Source organism: Mesorhizobium sp. WSM3224 (genome assembly GCF_000427725.1).
Classification (GTDB): domain Bacteria; phylum Pseudomonadota; class Alphaproteobacteria; order Rhizobiales; family Rhizobiaceae; genus Mesorhizobium.
Map to the genome: position 1 here is coordinate 1 of NZ_ATYO01000011.1, position 19,856 is coordinate 19,856.

The window sequence follows — 19,856 nt, forward strand, 5'->3', positions numbered from 1 at the left end:
GGCCTTGTCGCCGAGGAGTGCCTCAAAATCGAGGCCGGCGATCAAAGGCTCGACCCCGATGCTGTCGTGACGCTGGCCGGGCAAAAGGACGAAGCGAATGAGATTGCCGAGGGCATCGACCAAGGCCATGATTTTGGTGGTCAGGCCGCCACGCGAGCGGCCTATGGCCTGATTTTGAGTCCCCCTTTTGCGCCGGTGCCATGCTGGNGGACCCGGACGAGCGTGCCGTCGACAAGGACATATTCGAAATCGGGATCATCGCTGAGGGTCTTAAAGATACGCTCCCACACGCCCTTCTGCGCCCAGCGCCAGAAGCGCGTATATACGGTGAACCACTTGCCGAACACCTCTGGCAGATCACGCCACGGCGAGCCGGTGCGCGCGATCCAAAGAACGGCTTCGATAAACAGCCGGTTGTCGCGCCCGCTGCAGCCGGGATCACCGGCTTTACCCGACAGCTCCGGCGCGATCCGCTCCCACTGGCTGTCGCTCAACATCAATCGAATCAAAGGCTAGGTCTCCATTTCCAGCCTTGAATCAATTTTCTGCCGCTTTGGGAATCCTGACTGTAAACAGGCCTTAGTGGAAATGCGGCTCGCCGAGGCGTAACGCCAGGACGGCTTGCCTACGCCGGGTTTATGAAGTTTTGCGTTTCCCCAGGATGTTCGCCAGAAGTCGAATCGCGGGATCGATTTCCGCAGTGCCGATTGTTCCGAAGCTAAGAACCAGACCGGTCCAGCCCCGATCTTCGATCTGGTAACGCTCAAGCGGTTCTATCGCCAGACCGTGGGCGCTTAGGACCTGGTCGAGATTGCTCGAAACCCCGCGATCGAGATGCGCCGCCATGTGCAGTCCAGCCAAAGACGGGATGGGCCGCATGATATCGGCGCAATGGCGCGCCAGAGCTTCATTGATCGCAGTGCGCCGCTCACCGTAGATGCGGCGCATTGCGCGAACATGCCGCGCAAGATGGCCTTCCGTGATGAAGGCGGCCGGTGCACCTTGGGCTACCGAAGGTGAGAACCAGTCCGAGGCCTGCTTTGTGACGATCAATGGGTCGTGTGCCCAATAAGGAGCGATTATGTAGCCGAGCCGAAGGGCGGGCAGCAGACTTTTAGAGAACGTCCCGACGTAAAACACCCGATCGGTGCGATCGAGCGTTTGTAAAGCCTCGACCGGGAGTCCGCTGAAGCGGAATTCACCGTCGTAGTCGTCTTCGACGATGACCGCATCATGTCGATTGGCGAAGTCGAGCAGCTCTGCGCGACGCCGGGGTGACATGACAACACCCACGGGGAACTGATGCGACGGCGTCACCATGATCACGGCGATATCGGCCGGAACCCGCTCAACGATCAGTCCTTCACCGTCCACCGGCACAGGCGTGACCTTCGCACCGGCCCTGGCAAAGGCCCAGCGCGCCGGCGGATAGCCTGGGTCCTCCACGGCCACGTGGGTTCGGCCTTGCTCGATCATGACGCGAGCAATGAGATCAAAAGCTTGTTGGGCCCCGGCAGTAACAACCACGTCCTGCGCATCGCACGCGACGGCTCGCGCGAAGGACACGTGCCCGGCGATTGCTTGCCGCAGATCGAAGCGCCCTTCGGGGGCTTCGTATGTGGCGGTTGACCGCATCAACGACCGGAGTGCGCGGGTCTGAAGCCTCTGCCATATCTGAAACGGGAAGCGTCCAATGTCAGGCATACCCAAACGGAAATCATAGCGTATTGCAGGCGACGTATGCGCTGGAGGCGCTTCGTCCAGGGGCCATCGCCGAGCAATTCCCCTGTCCTCCTCCGCAGCAGGACGGGATGCCGTATTGCTCATCTCCATCGCCGGCACGGCAAGGCGCGAGACACGTGTCCCCGATCCCTGCCTGGAAAACGCATGACCCTCCGCGATAAGGCGATCATAGGCCGCGATCACCGTGTTGCGTGAGACACCGAGGAACGTTGCGAGTTGTCGCGTGGGGGGTAGGGGGCTGTCCGCCTTTAGTCGTCCATCGAAGATGGCTTGCCGCAATTGACCATGCAGCGCCGTAACGATCTGCCGCGATCCTCGGATTGGAAGCTGAAGCGGCAGCTCGAAGAATGGATCCATAGAATTCTTATAGGTTGGATGGATTTCGCAGAACCATAATGCCGGGCGGCGGATGACCTAGTAGTGATCTGAAATTGTGGTTGCTAATTTAGCATCAGCTTCGAACTTGGCTGGAAGATTTTCGGACCTGTGAATCCATCTTTTTAGAGGCTGGAGACAAACGACGAAGAGCCGTGCCGTTGCGGAGGCAATGGTTGCTCGAAGTCCTTCCCCCAAGGGCGATTACGGTAGGCCAGTGTGCGTTTCGCGTCCGTTATGGACCGCGCAGGATCGCCTCGATGACCCCAATGCGAGGCCGTCCGACGGGCGAGGCATGGCTCGAGCTATCCTGTTCCGCATCGTCATCTCTATAGAGCGCGTGGCTTGGCAAAAGCTGGGGTGCATTGGCAGCGAGCGGTGCTAGATTTTGTGACACCTATTGTGATATAAAAGCGTGCAAAAACAACGGCATTGCGCCGATCCTACCTCACTGCAGTTGCGCGCTGCGGCCCCCACGAGATCCAATATCCTCTCCTGACGGTGATCAATCTCCCGCCAACGGGAACTCGTTCGCGATGGTGACGTGGTGGTGGATGCGGCCTTCGAAATATCTGGCCAGGACCGCCTCGGTCGCGGCGCGCGATTCGGCGCGGGCGGGGCTGGCAAGGGCGGCGTCGACCGCCGCCATGTCGCGATAGTTGATTGCCAGTATCATCGGGAATTCCGGCGCGCCGTCGTCGCGCTTTTCGGCGAAGGAGACGCGCACGTCCAGCGCACCGGGGAAGGCCTTCCACTTGGGCAGGACGGTCTCGATGACGTCCTTGCGGAACGCCTCCGTGTGGCCGTCCTTCACCTTGCCCTCGAACAGTGCGTAGCGCGTGATCATTTGCCGTCCTCCTCGTCCTTGCGTTGGAAAAATTCCATCAGCGCGGCCTGGTCCTCGCCGCCCAGTCCGGCGGCCGTCAGCAACCGGTGCACCTCGGCGCAGACGGCCGTCAGCGGCATTGCCGTGTGGGTGCGCCGCGCCAGATCCTGCGCGGCGTTGAGGTCCTTCACCATGTTGTCGATGCGGCCGGTTCGCCGGTAGTCGCGGGTCGCGAAGCGCGGCAGGTATTCCTGCAGGATGGCGCTATCGGCGCGGCCACCCCTTAGCGCTTGCGGGATCTTGAGCGCATCGACGCCGGCGTCGAGCGCCAGCCGCGTCGCCTCAGCCACAGCCATGAAATTCAGGGCGCACAGCACCTGGTTGAGCAGCTTGGTCGTCTGGCCGGCGCCGGCCGGGCCCATATGGGTGTAGTTGGTGGCGACGTTGCGCAGCACCTTGTGGGCGTCCGCGACATCCTGGGCCTCGCCGCCGGCCATCAGCGTCAACTCGCCGATCAGCGCCTTCGGCGCGCCGCCCGAGAGCGGACTGTCGACCCAGCGCAAACCCTTCTCGCTTGCGTCGGCGGCCAGTTGGCGCGTCGCGTCGGGATCGATGGACGACATGTCGACGATCAGCGTGCCGGGCCTGGCGCCTGCAGCCACGCCGCTGTCGCCGAACACGGCGAGGCGCACGATCGGCGCCGAATTGAGGCTCAGGATCACGTAGTCGGCCGCGGCGGCCGCCTCGGCAGCGCTCGCCATGGCGAGCGCGCCCTTGGCGACCAGCGCCTCCGCCTTGGCCTTGTCGAGGTCGAACACGGCGAGGCGATTGCCGGTGGCGAGCAGGCGCTCGCCGATCGCCCCGCCCATGGCGCCGGCGCCGATCAGTGCGACTTTGTTGGTCATGACGGTAGCTCTCCGAATTTGGCTGCTATGTCGGCGACGATTTGGTCGAGCGGCGCGTCGATCGCCACGGCGATAGCGTTCTCGTCCTCGCCCGGCATCTCAAGCGTCGCGAACTGGCTATCGAGCAGGCTGGTGGGCATGAAGTGGCCGGTGCGCTCATGCATGCGTTTCGAGATCAGCCCGCGCGAACCGTCGAGATAGATGAACAGCACCGGTGCGCCAGCCCGCTCGGCGATGAAATCGCGATAGGCCCGCTTCAGCGCCGAGCAGCCGACGATCACCGGCGCGGGTTGTTGGCTGAGGGTTTCGCCGACCTTGGCCAGCCAAGGCCACCTGTCGGCGTCGTCAAGCGGAATGCCGGCGCTCATCTTGGCGATGTTGGCCTGCGGGTGCAGCTTGTCGCCATCGACATATGTCGCCGAGATCGCGTGGGCGAGCGCCTCGCCGACCGTCGTCTTGCCCGAACCGGTGACGCCCATGACCACCATGCGCGGCGGCGGGTCAGATCGAAGCCGTGATGCCGCCATCGACATAGAGAATGTGTCCGTTGACAAAGGATGATGCGTCGGAGGCCAGGAAGACGCAGGCGCCGACCAGTTCCTCGACCTTGCCCCAGCGCCCGGCGGGCGTCCGTTTTTCCAGCCACGCGCTGAATGCCGGGTCGGCGACAAGGGCTGCGTTGAGCGGCGTGTCGAAATAGCCGGGCGCGATCGCGTTGCATTGCAACCCGTGTTTCGCCCAGTCCGTCGCCATGCCCTTGGTGAGGTTGCCGACCGCGCCCTTGGTCGCCGTGTAGGGCGCGATGCCCGGGCGGGCGAGCGCCGTCTGCACGCTGGCGATGTTGATGATCTTGCCGCGGCCGCGCCCGATCATGTGCCGCGCCACGGCCTGGCCGACATGGAAGACGCTGGCGACATTGGTCTGCAGCAGGCGCTCGAACGCGTCGGCGGGAAAGTCCTCGAGCGGCGTGCGGAACTGCATGCCGGCATTGTTGACCAGAATGTCGATCGCCCCGCCGACACGCTCGAAAGCGTCGATGGCCGCCCGCACCTTGTCATGGTCGGTCGCGTCGAAGGCGAGGCTCGCGGCGCCGGGAATCTGGCTGGCCGCGGCACTCAGCTTCGCGTCGTCGCGGCCGTTGAGGACCACTTTGGCGCCTGCTTCGGCGAGGCCTTTGGCCAAGGCGAAGCCGATGCCTTGCGAGGAGCCAGTTACGAGCGCTGTGCGCCCGGTGAGATCGAACAGGGTGGATGACATAAATCTGAATTTTCCCGATTGCCTCGCGGCACGCAAGCTTGTTATGTTATCGATAACATCTTCTGTCAAGTCTAGTGGAGCGAAACCGATGCAGCGGCCTCACATCCTTCAGGTTGGACCCTATCCCGCATGGGACGAGGAGCCGCTCAACGAAGCCTTCAGGGTGCATCGCTATTTCGAGGCGGCTGACAAGCCGTCTTTCCTCGCCGAGGTCGGGCCACTTGTGCGTGGCATCGCCACGCGCGGCGAGCTTGGCGCGAACCGCGCCATGATCGAGGCCTGCCCTTCGCTCGAGGTCGTTTCCGTCTATGGCGTCGGGTTCGACGCGGTCGATCTCGCGGCATGCCGGGAGCGGGGCGTGCGCGTCACCAACACGCCTGACGTGCTGACCAACGATGTCGCCGATCTCGGCGTTGCCATGATGCTTTGCCTGTCGCGCGGCATGATCGGCGCCGAGCGCTGGGTGCGCGACGGCAGCTGGGCGGCCAGGGGGCTCTATCCGCTCAAGCGCCGCGTCTGGGGCCGGCGGGCCGGCGTGCTCGGCCTCGGCCGTATCGGCTATGAGGTGGCCAAGCGGCTTGCCGGCTTCGGCATGGACATCGCCTACAGCGATGTCGCGCCGAAGGATTTCGCCTCGGGCTGGGAATTCGTCGCCGATCCGGTTGCGCTTGCCGGGCGTTCGGACTTCCTCTTCGTGACGCTTGCCGCCTCCGCCGCGACGCGCCACATCGTGAACAAGGACGTGATCGCGGCGCTTGGCGAGGAAGGCATGCTGATCAACATCTCGCGCGCGTCCAACATCGATGAGGAGGCGCTGCTCGACGCGCTCGAGACGAATGTGCTCGGCTCGGCCGCGCTCGACGTCTTCGAAGGCGAGCCGAAGCTCAATCCACGCTTCCTCGCGCTCGACAATGTGCTGCTGCAGCCGCACCATGCCTCGGGCACGGTCGAAACGCGCAAGGCGATGGGCAAGCTGGTGCGCGACAACCTTGCCGCTCATTTCGCCGGCCAGCCCCTGCTCACACCGGTGCTGTAGGAGTTCGCCCGCTATGAAGTCGATCGTCATTCACGCCGCCAAGGATCTGCGCATCGAGGACCGCCCGGTCGAGGAGCCGGGGCCGGGCCAGGTGCTATTGCGTCTCGCCGCCGGCGGCATCTGCGGCAGCGACCTGCACTACTACAATCACGGCGGCTTCGGAACGGTGCGCCTGAAGGAGCCGATGATCCTCGGCCATGAGGTCTCCGGCGTCATCGAAAAAATCGGGCCCGGCGTCAGCGGGCTGGAGCGTGGGCAACTGGTCGCCGTCTCGCCGTCGCGGCCCTGCTACAGCTGCCGCTATTGCCGCGAGGGCATGCACAACCAGTGCCTCAACATGCGCTTTTACGGCAGCGCAATGCCGTTCCCGCACATCCAGGGCGCGTTCCGCGAAATGCTGGTGGCGGATGCGCCGCAGTGCGTGCCGGCCGATGGATTGAGCGCCGGCGAGGCGGCGATGGCCGAACCGCTGGCGGTGTGCCTTCACGCCACGCGCCGGGCCGGCGAGATGCTCGGCAAGCGCGTCCTGGTGACCGGCTGCGGTCCGATCGGCCTGTTGTCGATCATCAGCGCTCGGCGTGCCGGCGCCGCCGATATCGTCGCCGTCGACATCACCGATTTCACCCTGGCGATGGCCAGTCGCGCCGGTGCCGACAAGGCGATCAACACCCGTACCGATCTTGAGGGCTTGGCGCCCTATCTCGCCGACAAGGGGACGTTCGATGTCCTCTATGAATGCTCAGGTGCTGCGGCAGCGTTGGCGCAAGGTATCGCGGCGACGCGACCGCGCGGCACCATTGTGCAGCTCGGCCTCGGTGGCGCCGAGATGGCGCTGCCGATGTCGACGGTTACCGCCAAGGAATTGTCGATCAACGGCTCGTTCCGTTTTCACCCGGAATTCGCGGTGGGCATCGAGCTGATGCGCAAGGGACTGATCGACGTCAAGCCGCTGATCACCCACACGGTGGCCTTCGACGAGGCTCTGGCGGGCTTCGAGCTCGCCAATGACCGAAGCCGCGCGATGAAGGTCCAGATCGCCTTTGCATAAGCTTCGGCGGTGCGTTGCATTCCATTGTGATATCGATAACGTACGGCCATGCAGCCTCCGCCCAAACGCCCGACCATGGCCGATGTCGCGCATCGCGCCAACGTCTCGACGATGACCGTGTCGCGCGCCTTCAAGCGCGATGCCTCGGTCAGCGCGGACACACGCGACCGCATCCTGCGGGCAGCAGAAGAGCTCGGCTATGTCTTCGACAGTATCGCCGCCAATCTTTCCTCACGACGCTCCGGTTTCGTCGCGGCGACAATCCCTTCGATCAACAATGCCAACTTCGCCGACACGGTGCGCGGCATGACCGAGGGACTGCGCGACAGCGGTCTGGAGATCCTGCTCGGCTTCACCGACTACAATGTCGAGGAGGAAGAGCGCCTGGTCGGGCAGTTGCTGCGGCGGCGGCCGGAAGCGATCATCGTCACCGGCGGCCGGCACACGCCGCGCTGCCGCAAGATGCTGACCAATGCCGGCGTGCCCGTGGTGGAAACCTGGGACCTGCCCAGCGAGCCGATCGGCCATGTCGTCGGCTTCTCCAACGCGGACGCCGGGCGGCTGATGGTCGATCATTTCGTCGCGCGCGGCTATTTAAGGCTCGGCTTCATCGGCGGCGACACCTCGCGCGACACGCGCGGCCTCGACCGGCGGCGCGGCTTCGTCGCGGCGCTGCAGGACCGCGGCCTCGACGCCTCGCGCGTGATCGCCTCCGGCGTGCCGCCGATCTCGATGCGCGAGGGCGCCACCGCCATGGTCGAGATGATCTCGCGCTGGCCAGACACGCAGGCGGTGATGTGCGTGTCGGACCTTTCCGCCTTCGGTGCGCTGATGGAATGCCTGCGGCGCGGCATCCGTGTTCCCGACGACGTCGCGATCGCCGGCTTCGGCGCCTACGATCTTGCCGAGCAGTCGGTGCCGCCGATCACCACGATCGATGTCGGCGCGCATGAGATCGGCATCCGCGTCGCCGAGCTGGTGCTCGACCTCCTCAACGGGCGCCGGGCGACGGACGACCGGGTGGTCGTCGGCATGACACCCAAAGTGATCGTGCGCCACACGGCTTGAACGCTTTTGAAAACCAAGGGCCGGCGGGGTGACAGCCGGCCCTTGGCTGTTCCGACAGATACTGCCGAAGCTTATTTGCCCCAGACCTTCTTGTATTCGTCGCGGTAGCCGTTGCCGGGGTCGAAGCGGTTGTCCGGGCCGCCGTCGAACTCGACATTGTTCGAGGTCACAACGTGCAATGGCGAGATGTAGCCCGACCATTTCTCGCCGGCCATGGCGCGGTTGAGCTCGTCGACGAGCTGCCAGCCCTGCAGGTTCAGCGGCTCGGCCACCGTCACCTTCTGGAACTGGCCGGAGCGGATGCGCTGGTAGGCCGATTCCGAGCCGTCGCCGGCGGCCACGCTGATCGGCGCGTCGGTGCCCGACTTGCCGGCGGCTGCCAGCGACGGTCCCATGAAGTCGAAATAGAGATCGTTGATCGCCAGCGAATGGGTCCATTGATCGCCGTATTTCTGCAGCAGCGACGTGGTGAGCTGCGGCATGCGCTGCGAGGTCTCGGCGATCGGCGTGTCGACATATTCGAGCACCTTGCCGCCGAGATCCTCGATCTCCTTCTTCATCCGGTCCGCCTTGGCGATGGCGATCTGATAGGTGGAATCGGCGAAGATGATGACGCCGGGCTTGCCCTTGGCATCGACGAAGGCCCAGTCGGCCGCCGCCTTCGACACTTCCATCGGATCGGTCGAGACATTGGCGATGATGCCGAGATCGTCGATCGGCCCGACCGTCGGTGCGGCGTGCCATGCCGCCATCGGGATCTTGGCCGCCTTCGCCTGCTCCATCGCCGGCTTCTGCTCGACGGCATCGAAGCCGTTGATGATGATGCCGTCGGGATTGAGCGCCAGCGCCTGGCCGAAGGCTGCCGTGCGGCCGCCGATGGAGCCGGCGCCGTCAAGCGTCTTGACCGTCCAGCCGAGTGCCGCCGCGGCCTCCTCGACGCCCTTGGTGACGCCGAGAATGCCGCCGTTCTTCATGTCGGCGCCAAGCACGACGATGGTCTTGCCCGCAGCCCCCTTCGGCCCGGTCGTCGGCCCGTCCCACTTCTCGACCTTGCTGGCGTATTTGTCGACGACCGCCTTGGCCTCGGCCATCGGGTCGGCAAGGGTCGGCGAGGCGATGCCGAGCGCCAGGCAGGCGACGCCAAGCTGAAGGATTGTCCTGCGATGCATATCGTTTCTCCCATTAAGCATTTTTGGTTGTCGTTGTTGGTTGGCTGGTGGCTGGTTGATTGGCGGGTGCCTGGGACGGCACGACCGCGCCGCGGCGGCGCTGCGCGTAGCCAGCAATGCCGATCGCGACGAGCAGAGTGACGCCGTTGAACAGCGGCTCGACCCAGAACGAGCCGCCGAACTGCTGGATGCCGGAAATGCCGACGGCGAGGATGACCACGCCGATGATCGTGCCCCAGACATTGACGCGGCCGGGCTTGATGGTGGTCGACCCGAGGAAGGCGCCGACCAGTGCCGGCAGCAGATATTCGAGACCGACGCTGGCCTGGCCGATCCTGAGCTTCGAGGCGAGCAGCACGCCGCCCAGCGCGGTCAGCGCGCCTGAGGCGACGAAGGCGCCCATGACGAATTTCCGTACCGGAATCCCGTTGAGCGCGGCGGCCTTCGGGTTGGCGCCGATGGCGTAGAGGTAGCGGCCGAGCGGCATGTATTCGAGCACGAGCCACATGGCGAGCGCCAGGACGACCACGTAGTAGCCGGTGATCGGCAGGCCGAACAGCATCGTGCCGTTGAGGGAGAGGAAGCCGTCAGGCAGCACGCCGACGACCTGGCGGCCGCCGGTGTACCACATGGCCAAAGCGTAGAGCACGGTGCCGGTGCCGAGCGTCGCGATGAAGGAATCGATGCGTGCCACCTCGACCAGCCAGCCGTTGATGAAGCCGGCAAGCACGCCGAGCAGGATGACGATGATCACCGCGATCGGCCACGGCACGCCGAAGGCGGTCTGCAGGCTGATGGCCAGGATGTGCCAGAGAACGATGCCGTAGCCCACCGTCAGGTCGATGCGGCCCGAGGCCATGGGGATCATTGCCGCCAGCGACAGCAGCGCGATGATCGCCTTGTCGGAGACGATCGAGCGCAGATTGAGCAGCGTCGGGAACGTTCGCGGCAGAAGCAGCGAGAACAGCAGGATCAAGAGCAGCGTCAGGATCGGCAGGCCGTAGACCGGCAGGTAGCGCGCCGCCTTCTGAGCAAAGCTCAGCCCTGACAGTTCCGAGCGGGTCGGCTCCAGCGCCGTCGATTTGATCGAGTTCATGGATCCTCCTCAGGCGGCTTCGGACACAGAGGCAGCGCGGATGAGCGCCGCCGTGGTCAAGGCATCGCCGGCAAGCTCGCGCACGATGCGGTTATGCGAGAAGACGAGGGCGCGATGGCAGATATGGGCGACCTCCTCGAAATCGGTGGAGACGACGATGACCGCGAGCCCGGCCTCGACGGCAACCGCGATCAGCCTGTAGATCTCGGCCTTGGCGCCGACATCGACGCCTGCCGTCGGATCCTCGGCGATCAGGAGCTTGCGGCCCGTCGCCAGCCAGCGGCCGACGACCACCTTCTGCTGGTTGCCGCCGGAGAGCGCCTCGATCGGCAAATGCGGATCGTTGGGCCTGAGCCCGAGCCGCGCGCCGAGCTCCTGGGTGAGCTCGCTTTCCCGTGCCGGCTTCATGAAGGAGAACAGGCCGCGGCCGACGGCCGACGGGTTGAGATACATGTTCTCGCGCACGGAGAGCGACAGCGCGACCGACTCCTCGGTGCGGTCGCGTGCGATGAGGCCGACGCCGGCGGCAAGGGCGGCGCCGACCGAGGACAGGTCGAGGCTGTTGCCGTCGAGCGAGACATTGCCCTCGAAAGGCTCGGCGCCGAACAACGCGCGCCCGACGGCCTCCTGTCCAGCGCCGCGCAGGCCGACCAGGCCGAGCAGCTCGCCGGAGCGCGCCTCGAAGCGGACCGGGCCGACGCTGCCGCAGGTAAGGCTCTCGACCCTCAGCCGCTCCGGCCCGTCCGTCCATTGCGACTTGGCGAACATCTGGTGCGCCGGTCGGCCGACGATGAGATCGACCAGTTCCTGCGGCGTGGTCTCGGCGACCGGCTTCACCGCGACCATGCGGCCATCGCGCATGACGGCAACACGGTCGGCGATGCGGAACACCTCGTCCAGCCGGTGCGAGACATAGATCATGCCGACGCCGCGCTCGCGCAGCGGCCGCAGCGCCTCGAACAGGCGCTCGACCTCGTCGGCCGGCAGGCTTGCTGTCGGCTCGTCGAGCACCAACACATCGGCCTCGGTGGCCAAGGCGCGCGCGATCGCCACCAGAGATTTTTCGGTGCGGGAAAGATCCTGGACACGCGTCGCCGGATCGAAGGCGCAGCCGACCAGCGCCAGAGCGCGCTCGGCGCGGCGCTCGGTGTCGCGCCAGTCGATCAGGCCGGAGCGGCGTGAAAAACCCTGCGCCATGCCGACATTCTCGGCAACGGTCATCCATTCGATCAGGCCGAGGTCCTGATGGATGAAGGCGACCTTCTGTGGCTTGTTGGGGCGCGGCGGGCGGTGGTGGTAGTCCTCGCCGCGAAAGCGGATCGTGCCCTGGTCGCGCCTGTGGATGCCGGCGAGCGTCTTGATGAGCGTCGACTTGCCGGCGCCATTCTCGCCGAGCAGCGCGACGATCTCGCCCGCGTGGATGTCGAGCGAGACCGAGTTCAGCGCCAGCGTTCCGCCGAAGCGCTTGGAGATATCGATGAATTCGATGAGCTTGGGCCGCATCGTTTTGGCCTCCTCCCAAGCCAAGCAAACAGACTGAATTGGCATCGATGTTATCGCTAACATTTTTGCAGGTCAAGTCTTGAAAATGGCAGGCCGCAAAGGCTATCGATGAGCCGTTATCGCGGAGGGATCAAGCATGTTCGGAGACATAGAGGGCGCCGGCTTCGAGGTTCTCGACGAACGGTTCGAGAGCTGCTTCGTCGGCCATGTCGCGGTCGAGCGGCTGTGGACCGGGGGACGCTGGCTGGAAGGTCCGGCGTGGTTCGCGCCCGGCCGGTATCTGGTGTTCTCGGACATCCCGAATGACCGGCTCATGCGCTACGACGAGACCAATGGCGTGGTCTCGGTCTTCCGCGCGCCGTCCGGCAATGCCAACGGCAACACCGTCGACACGCAGGGGCGCCTGGTCACCTGCGAGCACCGGTCGCGCCGCGTCACGCGCACCGAGCATGACGGGTCGATCACGGTGATCGCCGACCGCTTCGGGGGTAAGCAGCTGAATTCGCCCAATGACGTGGTGGTGCGCTCGGACGGCACGGTGTGGTTTTCCGATCCGCCCTACGGCATCGCCACCGACTATGAGGGCGATCGCGGCGATCAGGAGATCGATGGCTGCCACGTCTATCGCGCCGATCCCGCGACCGGCGAGGTGACGCGCGTCGTCGCGATGATGGCCAAGCCCAACGGTCTCGCCTTCTCGCCGGACGAGAGCATCTTGTATGTCGGCGACACCGGCGTCACGCATCAGAAGAACGGGCCAAGGCACATCCGTAAGTTCGCGGTCGAAGGCAGCACGCTGCGCGAACTCGGTATTTTTGCTACGTGCACGGCCGGCCTGTTCGACGGGTTCAGGGTGGACATGGCTGGCCGCCTCTGGGCAGGCGCCGGCGACGGCGTCCATTGCTTCGATCCCGACGGCACGCTGATTGGCAAGATCCGCATCCCCGAGACGGTGGCCAACCTCACCTTCGGCGGCCCCAAGCGCAATCGCCTGTTAATCACGGCGCGACAGTCGCTCTATGCAGTCTTTGTGGTCGCCAACGCGGCAGCGCGAGCGTGAGGTCGATGGTGCCTGCCCGGGTCAGGTCAGGTCTCGAATGATTCATCTCGCAACGAGATTGAGCACCCATATTTGGCTGAACCCCTCGAAGCGAGCATTAATTCCTGTTGGCGAACGGCGCATAGGCTATCGTTTGATTACAGACGACAGCGTACACCGGCAAGAACAGCGATCTCTTCCCAGATTAGGGGTCGGAACAAGGTAAGCGTCGGGTGAGCACCGTGGGTGCTTGCGATCGTCAGGGACCGGGCGGCCGGTAAGGACATTCCAAACGGTGTTGTAAATCGCGTCAGAGACCAGCCAAGCATCGCGCAAGCCTTCAGCCCTCAGCCCGATCAGCAGCGGCTGCTCACGGATAATCAACTCCAGCTCAGCGCGCCGGACCTCATAGGGGTGACCTGGAAATCGAAAATAGTCGGCCATTTGGGTAGCGCCACTCCAGCCAGCGTGTTCATGCCGCCACTTGGGAGAGGGCGCCCTCCAGTTCCATGGCAGGAATTCTGCAAGCCCGGCTCCGACGCTGGCGACGGGGCTGCGGCAATGTAGACGCTCATCGATACACGGCTCAACGAAGTCAACCTCGAAGCCAGGCTCACCGATGTCTTCGTCACAGACTCGTCATGCCGCTTCCGGAAACTAGTTCAGGCCAACGCGATCGGCTCACGGCTTCATTGATGCATCCGCCCTGTGCGCACGGCAGACCCGGCCAATTGCGCGAGTTATGCAAGGAGGTCGGTATGGCCTTGATCGAATCATTCGTTGGCTTATGATTTGGGCAGCAAATGAAGATAAAAAACGCGAAAAAGTTTACGCGCAAGGGGCAGCTCCTCAATCAGGTCGGAGCACTTCCCTATCGCCGAGGGGATGGCCATTCGATCGAGTTCCTCCTCTTGACCTCAAGAGGGACGCAGCGGTTCGTAATTCCGAAGGGCTGGCAGATGAAGGGCAAGAGCGACCGACAGGCTGTCGCGCTTGAGGCCAAGCAGGAGGCAGGCGTCACGGGACAGGTCAAGCCGACTCCGGTGGGAGCCTTTCAATATTGGAAGCGCGTGAAGAACGCCTTCGTCCCGATCCAAGTGACTGTCTATGCCCTTGAGGTCGAGGCCGAACTGTCCAACTGGAAAGAAAGAGGTCAGCGTCAGAGAAGGTGGCTGACCAGTCAACAGGCCGCCAGTCTGGTCGACGAGCCCGAGCTTTCCTCGTTGATTGCCAGCTTTCAACCTTCTGATCAAACAGCTGGGTAGCCCCTGTAGCGTTAAATCTGCGGCTTTCCCATTCCATGATCATCAATCGCGGACCGGATCATCAATCACGGAACGCGACGGTACCACGCGGCCGCTGTTGGGTCGGTATTTTTCTTGCTCGAAACGTTCCTAGCGAAGAATCTTGGTACTGAATGCGGCTCACAACCTATGCAATAAAGTTCTCCGATCGACGACGTGGAAAGGATCAGGTGATCCGGCACAGACAGTCAGCCTGGCTCCGGCGGTGTGGAGACGTTCGCTATCCAACCGCGGAAGCGCTTCCGCGGCCCAAGGATCCGGAAGGCGCGGCGCTGGGTGTGGTTTCGACGCTGTCGGCGCGCTCCAACTGGCCCGAGCGGAGAAGGAACGGAGCTGTCGGATCGCATACTCGTGGCGGGCAAAGATGCGGCACGGACATTGATCCAGTCGGTTGGGCGAGATAGTGTTCGGGAAATACGAACATCTGCGCTTCTCTTCTTGAGGGCTAACTGGTTCGCCTCTTCCGGCCCGACTATTCGCCGGGGTCGAATTCACCATTGAACAAGATTGTCTCCACCGGCCCGAGCGGATTAGCGATCCGCCTCTCCAGCACTTCGACGAGTGTACGCCCGATCCCTGCCATGTCGACAGAATGAACGCCAATTTTGGCGGGTAGGAAACGTGCCAACCGCGTGCTGTCACGAGTGACAATGTGGACGTCGCTCCCCGGCGCAAGACCTCTTTTGCCAAGAACGTGTAATGCCCCTAGAAGGCCCAGCTCGTTGGCGCAAGCCAAGCCCGTCGGTGGATTTGGCGACCCCAGTAAGCGATCGAACCAGGCGGCGCTTGATTCCATGGTGAACATGCCATGGCCGATCAGGGACTGGTCAATCGGAATACCGGCCTCCGCCATCGCCCTTCCATAGCCGGCGAGACGCATGGTGCTCGCCTGATCCTCCGGAACGAGAAGCTGCAGGGCAATACGTCGGCAGCCCTTGTCCATGAGCCATCGGGTCGCCTCGTAGGCAATCTGTTCATTGTCGATATCGACATAAGGATACGCGGTATCCAGGTCGGTTTTTCCAAACGCGACGAATGGGATGAGTTCATCCAGCAGCAGCTTGACGCGCGGATCACCCGACACCAGGCGTGTGATGATGAGGCCGTCCGCGCTATGCGCCTGAAGCAGGCGCTGCACGCTTTCGACCGGGTCGTCGTCGGGCGTGGTGGAATAGATGGATAGACTATAACCCGCTCTCCTCGCCGCCAGCGTCATACCCTCGACCAGAGGGAGCTTCGCCAGATCGGAAAGGTAGTCGCGCGTTTCCATCGGCAGCACTGCCGTCAAGGTCAGGGTTCGTCCGGTTTTCAGCGCGCGACCATGATGGTTCGGGACATAGCCGACCCGCTTCGCCACCTCCTTGACGCGCGCCGTGGTCAAGGGATGCACTTCCGGTCCGTCCTTGAGAGCCCGCGATACCGTGGTCACTGAAAGGGAAAGTTCCGCCGCGATCTGTTTTAGGTTGACCATTATCGCCTGAATTCATTTGCGAAAGCGCCGGCTGATTTTGCAGACCGTCGCAACGTTACCGGATTCCAACTCACGGTCAATCCAAGCTCTCGCTAAAGCAACTTGACTCCGTTGTCTTCGGATGCAATCGTAACGTTACGATTAACAAAAATAGCGCTTTTGAGTGACATTTCAATGAATCCTAGGGAGGAGAACCTATGTCTTGGCTACGCATTTCCTTGGCCGCAATCGCGGCCACCGTTGCCCTGCCCGTTTCGGCCCAGACGGTCACCATCACGACCGCAGGCGGTGATTATGGGAACGCCATAAAGGAGGCCATGTGGGCCCCCGCTGCAAAAGAGCTTGGCTATGATGTTCGCGAGGAGACGCAGAGCGACGGCCTGGCAGCGCTCAAGATGCAGGTCACCTCGGGCGCGGTCTCGACAGACATCATCCACTTGGGCTCACCGGAAGGCGCGCAGGCGGCCGCACAGTCGCTGCTGGAGCCGCTCGACTACAAGATCATTGATCCAAAGTCCGTGCCGGACGGCGCAAAGTCCGACTACTGCTACCCGTTCGACTCCTATGGCACCGTCATGTCGTGGAACACCAAGACCTATGGCGAGAACCCGCCGAAGACCTGGGCGGAGTTCTGGGATGTCGCGAAGTTCCCGGGCCGTCGCGCCCTGCGCGCCAATGCGCAGGATTTGATAGAGATCGCGCTGCTCTCCGACGGCGTGGCGCCGGCGGACGTCTATCCCGTGCTCAGCACACCGGAGGGTCTGGATCGCGCCATCAAACGGCTTGAAGCGATCAAACCGAATGTCTCGGTCTGGTGGACCTCGGGAGCGCAGTCCGCGCAATTGCTGAAAGACGGCGAAGCGGATTTGCTGGTCACCTGGAATGGACGAGCTCAGACCGTGAAAGCCGATGGCGGTACGGTTGACTACACGTTCAAGGGTTCCGTCATCGGCACGGACTGCCTAGCGGTACCGAAGGGGGCGCCGAACAAGGAAGCGGCCATGAAGCTCATCGCGGCGATGACACAGCCCGCGCGCGTGGCGAAGCTGACCGACTTCATCGCCTATGGACCGGTCAATCCAGCCGGCTATGAGGGTGGCCTTATCCCCAAAGACCGTCTGAAGACCCTGGCGACCGCGCCTGAAAACGCAGGCACTTCGGTGTTCTCAAATGCCGGCTGGTGGGTCAAGAACGGCGAGGTCGCCCAAAAGGCCTTTGATGAAATGATGAACCGCTGAGTCTCGAATTCGTCAACTTCCAAAGCTGGAGCCCATCATGAAGTCGCTCCCGATCACCATCGACGGCGTGCGCAAGACCTATGGGTCTTATGTCGCGCTGGATGATGTTTCGATCGACATTCAGGCTGGCGAATTCCTTACGCTGCTAGGGCCGTCCGGATCGGGCAAGACCACGTTGCTCATGGCCCTGGCCGGATTTGTCCGGCTGGATCGCGGTAAACTCTTGTTGGGTGATCGGGACATCACCCGCCTAACCCCCAACAAGCGGGACATCGGCATCGTCTTCCAGAACTATGCCCTGTTTCCACACATGAGCGTCCTGGCAAATGTCGAGTATCCGCTGGTGCTGCGCAAGACGCCGAAAGCCGAGGCCCGCCAGAGGGCGCTCGATACTTTGGCCCGCGTGAAGCTCGAAGGTTTGGCGGAGCGCAATATTGCCGCGCTATCCGGCGGCCAACGCCAGCGGGTAGCGCTGGCGAGGGCGATCGTCTTCGAGCCACGCGTGATGCTGATGGATGAGCCGTTGTCGGCGCTCGACAAAAATCTGCGCGAAACCATGCAGTACGAGATTCGGCGTCTGCACGATGATCTGGGGATCACCACGATCTATGTGACGCATGACCAGCGCGAAGCACTGATCATGTCAGATCGGATTGCGGTGATGAATTCCGGCCGTATTCAGCAGATCGACACGCCACAGCGAATTTACGATCGTCCATCGACCCGCTTTGTCGCGGAGTTCATGGGCGAGGCCAACATTGTAGCCCCGGGATCGGTGCGCAAAATCGACGGCGCCGATGCGTCGCGCGAAGCTTTGATGATCCGCGCGGAAAGCTTCCATCTTGATGCGACGCTCGCCGGGCGAGACGGGATGGTGCTTGAGGGAATGCTGCGCGCCAAGACGTTTCGCGGCGAGAACTGGCTTTTGACGCTGGCGCTTGACGGCGGGCAGGAAGTCCTTGTCTGCATTCCGTCAGCACTTGCCGGGGGCTGCGCCGAACTTGCCGCCGGTCAACGGGTGACCGCCTATGCACCAGCAACGAAAGTTCACGCGATACCGGGAGCGGCAGCGTGACCGTCCTTGCCGATCCTGCGCTGGCAGCAGACGCTCGACGCGAGCGGCGGTTCTTCCTCTCGCTTTCACTGCCTGCGCTCTTCATCGTGGGACTGGCGGCGATACTGCCTATCCTATGGATCATCCGGCAATCCTTCCTGACCACGGCGGGCGAGTACACCGTCGGCAACTACGAGAAGGTGCTTTCTAGCGGACTGACATGGTCGGCGCTCGTCACAACCCTTGAATTGTCCCTGGCCACGCTGGCGATCTGCATTCTTCTCGGTACCCCCCTGGCGCTCGCCCTGGCCAGCGCCAGACCAAGGGTGGCCAATTTGTTGATGGCATTCGTCATGCTGCCGTTGTGGACCTCCATTCTGGTGCGCACCTATGGCTGGCTCGTCCTGTTGCGACGCGATGGCCTGATCAACTCGGCTTTGACCGGCTCAGGCCTGACAGCCGAGCCATTGCCGCTGGTCTACAATTTCACGGGAACGCTCATTGGCATGGTTCACTACATGCTGCCGCTTTTTCTGCTGCCCGTTTATGCGGCGATGCGCGATATCGATGCAAACCTCGTCCGCGCGTCGGCGAGCATGGGTGCCACGCTCGGGCAAACGATCCGCACGGTCATTCTGCCGCTTTCTGCCGGCGGCATCTTCTCGGGTTCGATCATCGTCTTCATTTACACCATAGGGTTTTTCATCACGCCGGCGGTGCTTGGCGGCGGCAAGGTAAATCCTCTTTCCACGCGGATCGAGCGCACGCTATCGACGTTCCAGGATTGGGGCTCGGCGAGCGTCCTGGGCATTCTACTGCTCATCTTGATGGCATTGGTGGGGATGATGTTCCTGGCTGCGCGGCGGCTGATTGCCGGGCACAAAGTCGATACAGCCCATGCTTGAAGCCTATCCAGACAACAGACTGGCCCTTATCCTTCTATGGAGCTTTTGCGCGCTCGTATTGGCGTTCCTGATGCTGCCGACGCTGGTGGTCGTGCCGCTCTCCTTTTCAGCGTCCGATTTTCTCGAGTTCCCGCCGCGCGCATACTCGTTACGCTGGTACGAGAATTTCTTCGGTTCGGCGACATGGATGGCCGGGCTCAGGACGAGCCTGATCCTTGGGACATTGACGGCGACGGTCGCGGTGCCCTTGGCGCTGCTGGCCTGCATCTCAATGAATCGGCTCGGCGGAAAGGCTGCGGCGACCATTCAGGGCGTTCTGCTCACCCCCTCAGTCGTGCCAGGAATTCTGCTTGCGATCGGTCTCTTCTTCGTGCTGGCGGCGCAACGTCTGGTCGGAACGCTGTTCGGCGTGCTGGTCGGACATGTGGTGCTGGCCATTCCGGTCGCCTGCATTGTGTTGTTGCCGGCCCTTGCCCGCTTTGACTGGAACCAGGTGCAGGCGGCGCGCAGCCTCGGCGCAAACTGGCCAAGAGCCATCGGCGGGATAATTGTTCCGCAACTTCAGATCAGTCTGTTGTCGGCCACGCTGATGGCCTTTCTGACGTCGCTCGACGAGTCCGTCATTTCGATCTTCGTCGCCAGCGGTCAAAACAGCACGCTGCCGAAGCTCATGTTCCTGTCGCTGCGCGATCAGATCGACCCGACCATTGCGGCGATCTCGACCTTGTGGACCGTCATCGTCCTGGTCGCCGTCCTGATCGTGAGCCTTCGCCAAAAATCCTGACAGAGACTGGAAACATGCCTACAGAACATCACGCA

At 63.1% G+C, this 19,856-nt stretch carries 18 protein-coding genes and 1 pseudogene; 9 read left to right on the plus strand and 10 right to left on the minus strand.

All coding sequences use genetic code 11. The features are described 5' to 3' along the window. The 6 genes and pseudogenes from YU3_RS0119055 to YU3_RS0119080 form a co-directional block, all read right to left on the minus strand. A pseudogene (locus YU3_RS0119055) lies at positions 1-509 on the minus strand (IS5 family transposase); the annotation flags it as partial. A 127-nt stretch (positions 510-636) separates the two neighbouring features. Further along, positions 637-2,100: a PLP-dependent aminotransferase family protein gene (locus YU3_RS0119060; RefSeq protein WP_027167765.1), complete on the minus strand. Its 1,464-nt coding sequence runs from the start codon at positions 2,098-2,100 to the stop codon at positions 637-639. 523 nt (positions 2,101-2,623) lie between these two features. After that, positions 2,624-2,965: a hypothetical protein gene (locus tag YU3_RS0119065; protein WP_027167766.1), complete on the minus strand. Its 342-nt coding sequence runs from the start codon at positions 2,963-2,965 to the stop codon at positions 2,624-2,626. After that, a complete protein-coding gene (locus YU3_RS0119070) occupies positions 2,962-3,849 on the minus strand; it encodes an NAD(P)-dependent oxidoreductase (protein ID WP_027167767.1) in 888 nt (295 codons plus the stop codon). Before YU3_RS0119070 ends, YU3_RS0119065 begins: the two co-directional genes overlap by 4 nt. Next, on the minus strand, positions 3,846-4,382 hold the full coding sequence (locus YU3_RS0119075; RefSeq protein WP_156913517.1) for a gluconokinase: 537 nt from the start codon (positions 4,380-4,382) through the stop codon (positions 3,846-3,848). The genes YU3_RS0119070 and YU3_RS0119075 overlap by 4 nt, the downstream gene beginning before the upstream one ends. Beyond that, the gene (locus YU3_RS0119080) at positions 4,351-5,106 is read right to left on the minus strand and encodes an SDR family oxidoreductase (protein ID WP_027167769.1); all 756 of its coding nucleotides are present in this window, start codon (positions 5,104-5,106) and stop codon (positions 4,351-4,353) included. Before YU3_RS0119080 ends, YU3_RS0119075 begins: the two co-directional genes overlap by 32 nt. Positions 5,107-5,194: 88 nt before the next feature. Here YU3_RS0119080 and YU3_RS0119085 point away from each other — a divergent pair, with 88 nt between their 5' ends. Genes YU3_RS0119085 through YU3_RS0119095 form a run of 3 tightly spaced genes read left to right on the plus strand, consistent with a single transcriptional unit; the run spans position 5,195 to position 8,258 of the window. Then, positions 5,195-6,142 carry a 2-hydroxyacid dehydrogenase gene (locus tag YU3_RS0119085; RefSeq protein WP_027167770.1) on the plus strand — a complete coding sequence of 316 codons (948 nt, stop codon included), beginning with the start codon at positions 5,195-5,197 and terminating at the stop codon, positions 6,140-6,142. 13 nt (positions 6,143-6,155) lie between these two features. Next, entirely contained in the window at positions 6,156-7,190 is a 1,035-nt protein-coding gene (locus tag YU3_RS0119090) for an L-idonate 5-dehydrogenase (protein WP_027167771.1), read from the plus strand. 48 nt (positions 7,191-7,238) lie between these two features. Next, positions 7,239-8,258 carry a LacI family DNA-binding transcriptional regulator gene (locus YU3_RS0119095; protein ID WP_027167772.1) on the plus strand — a complete coding sequence of 340 codons (1,020 nt, stop codon included), beginning with the start codon at positions 7,239-7,241 and terminating at the stop codon, positions 8,256-8,258. Between the two features lie 71 nt (positions 8,259-8,329). On the opposite strand, the gene YU3_RS0119100 is transcribed toward YU3_RS0119095, so the two are convergent. From YU3_RS0119100 to YU3_RS0119110, 3 genes are read right to left on the minus strand one after another with little or no spacing between them, the layout of a single operon-like run. After that, a complete protein-coding gene (locus YU3_RS0119100; RefSeq protein ID WP_027167773.1) occupies positions 8,330-9,427 on the minus strand; it encodes a substrate-binding domain-containing protein in 1,098 nt (365 codons plus the stop codon). A 13-nt stretch (positions 9,428-9,440) separates the two neighbouring features. Continuing rightward, positions 9,441-10,523 (minus strand): ABC transporter permease, encoded by a 1,083-nt coding sequence (locus YU3_RS0119105; protein ID WP_027167774.1) that lies wholly within the window; start codon positions 10,521-10,523, stop codon positions 9,441-9,443. 9 nt (positions 10,524-10,532) lie between these two features. Further along, entirely contained in the window at positions 10,533-12,026 is a 1,494-nt protein-coding gene (locus YU3_RS0119110; RefSeq protein WP_027167775.1) for a sugar ABC transporter ATP-binding protein, read from the minus strand. 136 nt (positions 12,027-12,162) lie between these two features. Here YU3_RS0119110 and YU3_RS0119115 point away from each other — a divergent pair, with 136 nt between their 5' ends. Together YU3_RS0119115 and YU3_RS0119125 are read left to right on the plus strand one after the other, a co-directional pair. Beyond that, complete coding sequence (locus YU3_RS0119115; RefSeq protein ID WP_027167776.1) at positions 12,163-13,086, plus strand: SMP-30/gluconolactonase/LRE family protein; 924 nt, start codon at positions 12,163-12,165, stop codon at positions 13,084-13,086. Between the two features lie 782 nt (positions 13,087-13,868). After that, the gene (locus YU3_RS0119125) at positions 13,869-14,330 is read left to right on the plus strand and encodes an NUDIX hydrolase (protein ID WP_027167778.1); all 462 of its coding nucleotides are present in this window, start codon (positions 13,869-13,871) and stop codon (positions 14,328-14,330) included. Positions 14,331-14,841: 511 nt separating this feature from the next. Here YU3_RS0119125 and YU3_RS0119130 read toward each other — a convergent pair. Then, positions 14,842-15,840, minus strand: coding sequence for a LacI family DNA-binding transcriptional regulator (locus tag YU3_RS0119130; protein WP_027167779.1), 999 nt, complete (start codon positions 15,838-15,840; stop codon positions 14,842-14,844). 218 nt (positions 15,841-16,058) lie between these two features. Between YU3_RS0119130 and YU3_RS0119135 the strand changes: the two genes are divergently transcribed. From YU3_RS0119135 to YU3_RS0119150, 4 genes are all read left to right on the plus strand, one after another. Further along, complete coding sequence (locus YU3_RS0119135; RefSeq protein WP_245273541.1) at positions 16,059-17,078, plus strand: ABC transporter substrate-binding protein; 1,020 nt, start codon at positions 16,059-16,061, stop codon at positions 17,076-17,078. Positions 17,079-17,115: 37 nt separating this feature from the next. Further along, complete coding sequence (locus YU3_RS0119140) at positions 17,116-18,153, plus strand: ABC transporter ATP-binding protein (RefSeq protein ID WP_036258907.1); 1,038 nt, start codon at positions 17,116-17,118, stop codon at positions 18,151-18,153. Then, a complete protein-coding gene (locus tag YU3_RS0119145; protein WP_027167782.1) occupies positions 18,150-19,037 on the plus strand; it encodes an ABC transporter permease in 888 nt (295 codons plus the stop codon). Before YU3_RS0119140 ends, YU3_RS0119145 begins: the two co-directional genes overlap by 4 nt. A gap of 223 nt (positions 19,038-19,260) precedes the next feature. Beyond that, entirely contained in the window at positions 19,261-19,821 is a 561-nt protein-coding gene (locus YU3_RS0119150) for an ABC transporter permease subunit (RefSeq protein ID WP_245273543.1), read from the plus strand. Positions 19,822-19,856 lie beyond the last annotated feature (35 nt).

Coding starts and splice junctions, on each gene's coding strand:
- YU3_RS0119060 (WP_027167765.1), bottom strand. CDS start 2,100: ATGGATCCATTCTTCGAGCTGCCGCTTCAGCTTCCAATCCGAGGATCG.
- YU3_RS0119065 (WP_027167766.1), bottom strand. CDS start 2,965: ATGATCACGCGCTACGCACTGTTCGAGGGCAAGGTGAAGGACGGCCAC.
- YU3_RS0119070 (WP_027167767.1), bottom strand. CDS start 3,849: ATGACCAACAAAGTCGCACTGATCGGCGCCGGCGCCATGGGCGGGGCG.
- YU3_RS0119075 (WP_156913517.1), bottom strand. CDS start 4,382: ATGTCGATGGCGGCATCACGGCTTCGATCTGACCCGCCGCCGCGCATG.
- YU3_RS0119080 (WP_027167769.1), bottom strand. CDS start 5,106: ATGTCATCCACCCTGTTCGATCTCACCGGGCGCACAGCGCTCGTAACT.
- YU3_RS0119085 (WP_027167770.1), top strand. CDS start 5,195: ATGCAGCGGCCTCACATCCTTCAGGTTGGACCCTATCCCGCATGGGAC.
- YU3_RS0119090 (WP_027167771.1), top strand. CDS start 6,156: ATGAAGTCGATCGTCATTCACGCCGCCAAGGATCTGCGCATCGAGGAC.
- YU3_RS0119095 (WP_027167772.1), top strand. CDS start 7,239: ATGCAGCCTCCGCCCAAACGCCCGACCATGGCCGATGTCGCGCATCGC.
- YU3_RS0119100 (WP_027167773.1), bottom strand. CDS start 9,427: ATGCATCGCAGGACAATCCTTCAGCTTGGCGTCGCCTGCCTGGCGCTC.
- YU3_RS0119105 (WP_027167774.1), bottom strand. CDS start 10,523: ATGAACTCGATCAAATCGACGGCGCTGGAGCCGACCCGCTCGGAACTG.
- YU3_RS0119110 (WP_027167775.1), bottom strand. CDS start 12,026: ATGCGGCCCAAGCTCATCGAATTCATCGATATCTCCAAGCGCTTCGGC.
- YU3_RS0119115 (WP_027167776.1), top strand. CDS start 12,163: ATGTTCGGAGACATAGAGGGCGCCGGCTTCGAGGTTCTCGACGAACGG.
- YU3_RS0119125 (WP_027167778.1), top strand. CDS start 13,869: ATGAAGATAAAAAACGCGAAAAAGTTTACGCGCAAGGGGCAGCTCCTC.
- YU3_RS0119130 (WP_027167779.1), bottom strand. CDS start 15,840: ATGGTCAACCTAAAACAGATCGCGGCGGAACTTTCCCTTTCAGTGACC.
- YU3_RS0119140 (WP_036258907.1), top strand. CDS start 17,116: ATGAAGTCGCTCCCGATCACCATCGACGGCGTGCGCAAGACCTATGGG.